This window comes from Nostoc sp. NOS(2021), assembly GCF_017115025.1.
GTDB lineage: Bacteria > Cyanobacteriota > Cyanobacteriia > Cyanobacteriales > Nostocaceae > Nostoc.
In genome coordinates this window covers 1-3,849 of the sequence record NZ_JABXKM010000271.1, presented here as the reverse complement: position 1 = coordinate 3,849, position 3,849 = coordinate 1, and the positions used below count along the sequence as shown (strand labels likewise).

Sequence of the window (3,849 nt, the reverse complement as noted above, 5' to 3'; positions counted from 1 at the left end):
AATTATGAATTATGAATTATGAATTATGAATTATGAATTATGAATTATGAATTATTTGCTCACCGAACAGCTCGTTGTAGACATCGCTTCTCTAACTGCCAAGGTATTATCTAGTCGAACACCGTGCAGCATACAGCTTGAGGTTTTGCATGAAAGTAGCAGTCTTCAGTACAAAAGCCTATGATCGGCAGTTTTTGTCAGCGGCAAATTCTCCCACCCAACACGAGTTAGTGTTTTTTGAACCCCGTTTAAATCGGGATACGGCTATCCTCGCCGCCGGATTTCCGGCGGTTTGCGTATTTGTGCATGATCAGGTTGATGCCTCAACTTTAGAGCTTCTCGCCTCACGGGGAACTCGGCTGGTTGTCCTCCGTTGTGCAGGGTTTAACAATGTAGACTTACAAGCCGCAGCGGACTTAGGAATTACCGTTGTGCGTGTTCCCGCGTATTCACCCTACGGGGTAGCAGAACATGCCGTGGGATTGATTTTAAGCTTGAATCGCAAAATTCATCGTGCCTATAACCGTGTCCGAGAAGGCAATTTTTCCATAGATGGACTGTTGGGATTTAATTTGCATGAGCGCACAGTGGGGATTGTCGGCACCGGCAAAATCGGTCTGATTTTAGGACAGATTATGAAGGGGTTTGGCTGTCACCTACTCGCTTATGACGTTTATCGCAATCCCGAATTGGAGGCGCTAGGTGGAAAGTATGTAGAACTACCTGAGCTATTTGCCAACTCCGATATTATCTCTCTGCATTGCCCCCTGATTCCCGAAACGCATCACTTGATCAACACTGAGGCTATAAAACAGATCAAGTCAGGCGTGATGATAATTAACACTAGCCGAGGAGCGCTGATTGATACTCAAGCAGTGATTGAGGGATTAAAGTCTGGTAAGATTGGCTATCTCGGTGTGGATGTCTACGAACAAGAATCGGAATTGTTCTTTGAGGATTTGTCTGGCGAAATTATTCAAGATGATATTTTCCAGCGTCTAACAACGTTCCCCAATGTACTCATTACCGGACATCAAGCCTTTTTTACAGCAGAAGCTCTGCACAATATTGCAGAAACAACTTTTGCTAATATTGCTGATGTTGAAGAAGGTCGTCCTTGTGCTAATGAAATTCGCGCTCAACCGTCAGCTTAGGTAATGCTTGGCGATCGCTAAGGGAGCATATTCATTTACTCTGAACGATAGGCAATGCCAAGACTTTGGACTAAAATCACCATTCAATCCTCACCATCGGGCAAATTTTCCATTTCCTCAGTAATTAGCGTCTGAAAATCTTCGTCACAATGATTATGCAGATGAACCGTAGCAGCTAGGAGTTCTGCGAGAATTTCAGCTTGTTGGTTAACAGTTAAACTAGGTAACTGTAACTGGTAAACTAAGGCTTGTACTTTCAGGCATTCTGTACCTAATTCAGCAATCAAGGTACTGAGGGTTGAATTTGTGACTGCAAGAGGGCGATCGCTAATCTGCATATTCATTGTCCCAATCTTTTACGCGCTTGTTGGATTGCCTTGTCAAAAGCACGAATCTCTTTTTCCCAATGCTTAATTAAACCTTCGTCAGGAAAACTCTTCTCTGATTCCAGTCTAATCTTTTCTTGATGTTCAGTAATTCTTTGAGCTAAAGATTCAATCGCCTTTTGATGGTGCTTTTTGCTTATTACTCCGAACGATAGGCAACGCGGAGACTTTGAACTAAAATCACCAGAGATGCGATCGCCATCAACCCGCCCTAAAACCAGTAAGGTAAAAGCAAATACCTCTGCATTTGCGCTGTATCAGAAAGTCCAAGGGGGCCCGCAGAGCTACTAAATAGATAATCAAGTTGATGGTACGTACTCACACAAGCTTGTACACCCAGAAATTGAATAACAAACCCTTGCGCCCAGCGAGGGGCTTTCAGGGCGATACCCAAGATGATTAAACCCAGCAAGGGAATTGCCACCAATCCAAACCAGGAACGTACCCAAATTAATGTGGAAAACAGCAAAAAACTCCCTAATATTTTTAAACAGAGGGTTGCTGCTCTAAAACTGCGGGAAGCCAGAATCAAAGCTGCACCGGCAAGAGGCGGCCCCATTGGGCCTGCTGCTGCGACCATTGCCGGGCCAATTGGCCCGAATGACGACCGGATGCCATAAGTTGCGACACCGGAACCATTACTAAAAATCTCTAATTTCTGAAACTGTCCCCCTAATAGGAGTGCCATTAAGCCGTGACCCATTTCATGAAACCAGGTTGCCAGAATTGTAAACGGGTATAAGATATAATCCCCTCCTGGTACTTGCCACAGTAAAGCAGTTGCGATCGCTGCTGCAACTAGCCATGTTAGCCCCATGCGTTCAACAACTGCCGGGGCTTCTTTGGTAAGCAAGGGTTTAAAATTTTTGCTTGGTTCCCTCATAGGTCACTCTATTTTAGATTTTAGATTTTAGATTTTAGATTTTCTGGAAAATTCAAAATCTAAAATTGACAGTGTATTTTCTCTATCCTAGTGTAATTATTGAGGTAATGGAGTTGCCGAGCAATGCAACAATTCGCACATCGAAGCGACGGCTCTAAACTATGGCGCTATCAAGAACAACATAGTTATCCGTCGCTTGTCTGATGCGGTTCATTTGTTTATCCTCCAAAATAGATGCCGAAGGATGGGCTGAAAATGCTTAGACTGATGTCACAATTGATCGATAATCAGTTAAGCAAGTTGAAACAGGAATGTCATCAAGTCTCCTTTACCCAAGCTGATGCGATCGCCTGGACGTAAGCGGTGACGATTCCCCGGTAAGAGCGGCAAATTATTAATGTAGGTGCCATTAGAACTTCCCACATCCTCTACATAATGGGCATCTCCCTCGACGCGAATATCTGCATGAATCCGCGAGACAATTTCTGAATTGGGAAATCCTGAAACATCTATATCTGGAGGAATCCGGTCATTAGTCTTGCCGATATGAATCACAGAGAGATTTTGCGGCAATTCAATTAACTGATCGCTTTGAACGTGGATTAACCGCGCTGTAACCTGCTGTAATTGCGTTTTGGAAGCAGTTGCACTTGGTGCTGCTGCTGACGGGGGTACTTCGGCTTCAGAAGCTGGCGCTGGTGACAAAGGTGGTGGAGTAGGAATACTTTGTACAGAGACTACGGGTTGAGCTGCGACGCTTGGCGCAGGTTCTGGGGGGCTGCTTTCTGTAACAGATACCTGTGGCGGAGCTTCTGGGGGAACTGCCACCATTGTTGGTGGTAAAGATGATTCGGGGGGATGCGAGTTAGTAGAACCGCTGATTCCCAAGGCATCTGGTTGTAAAAGTTCTAACAGGGGATCGGGTGGAACTAAGGGCGGTACTTCCACAGGAATATCAGGAGTAACTGTTGCAGCTACCGCAGTATGAACATGTGGAACTCCTGCGGAATGAAGGTTATAGCCACACTGACCGCAGAATGCAGCATCTGCCTGCACAGTTGCCCCACAACTGGGACAGTTAGTAGTTGCGGGTAAGGGTGTATAGCAAGCTTCACACTGGACAGCGCCGTCAGGGTTGGGATGATTGCAATTAGGGCAGACGATCATCGATATTTAGCCTTTGTTCAAGATCATCATAAATATAGGTAGGACTGGCAAGCAGAGGGCGGCCCTAGCTTTAAATTCTAGCAATTACTGGTGATGGAACGATGAATTGGACACTCTTACGCGGGGAAGGGGAGCAGGGGAGTAAGAATTTTAGATTTTAGATTTTGGATTTGAGATTTTGGATTAAAGAATTGAAATTTAATCCAAAAGACGCTCTCTACGAGACCAAGGCGTAGCTTGCTTCCCTGTAAGGGTACGC

At 45.1% G+C, this 3,849-nt stretch carries 3 protein-coding genes and 1 pseudogene; 1 reads left to right on the top strand and 3 read right to left on the bottom strand.

Features of this window, described 5'->3' with window-relative positions; translation table 11 throughout:
• Positions 1 to 149 precede the first annotated feature (149 nt).
• Entirely contained in the window at positions 150 to 1,154 is a 1,005-nt protein-coding gene (locus tag HWQ41_RS27095; RefSeq protein ID WP_292770042.1) for a 2-hydroxyacid dehydrogenase, read from the top strand.
• Between the two features lie 83 nt (positions 1,155 to 1,237).
• Here HWQ41_RS27095 and HWQ41_RS27090 read toward each other — a convergent pair whose 3' ends face one another.
• From HWQ41_RS27090 to HWQ41_RS27080, 3 genes and pseudogenes are all read right to left on the bottom strand, one after another.
• Positions 1,238 to 1,498, bottom strand: a complete 261-nt coding sequence (locus HWQ41_RS27090; protein ID WP_292770040.1) for a hypothetical protein — start codon at positions 1,496 to 1,498, stop codon at positions 1,238 to 1,240.
• A 181-nt stretch (positions 1,499 to 1,679) separates the two neighbouring features.
• A pseudogene (locus HWQ41_RS27085) lies at positions 1,680 to 2,423 on the bottom strand (M50 family metallopeptidase).
• 291 nt (positions 2,424 to 2,714) lie between these two features.
• On the bottom strand, positions 2,715 to 3,590 hold the full coding sequence (locus tag HWQ41_RS27080; RefSeq protein ID WP_292770038.1) for an FHA domain-containing protein: 876 nt from the start codon (positions 3,588 to 3,590) through the stop codon (positions 2,715 to 2,717).
• Between the last annotated feature and the right edge of the window lie 259 nt (positions 3,591 to 3,849).

Excerpts from the sequence above, each read along its gene's own strand:
- HWQ41_RS27095 (WP_292770042.1), top strand. The coding sequence starts at position 150 with ATGAAAGTAGCAGTCTTCAGTACAAAAGCCTATGATCGGCAGTTTTTG.
- HWQ41_RS27090 (WP_292770040.1), bottom strand. The coding sequence starts at position 1,498 with ATGAATATGCAGATTAGCGATCGCCCTCTTGCAGTCACAAATTCAACC.
- HWQ41_RS27080 (WP_292770038.1), bottom strand. The coding sequence starts at position 3,590 with ATGATCGTCTGCCCTAATTGCAATCATCCCAACCCTGACGGCGCTGTC.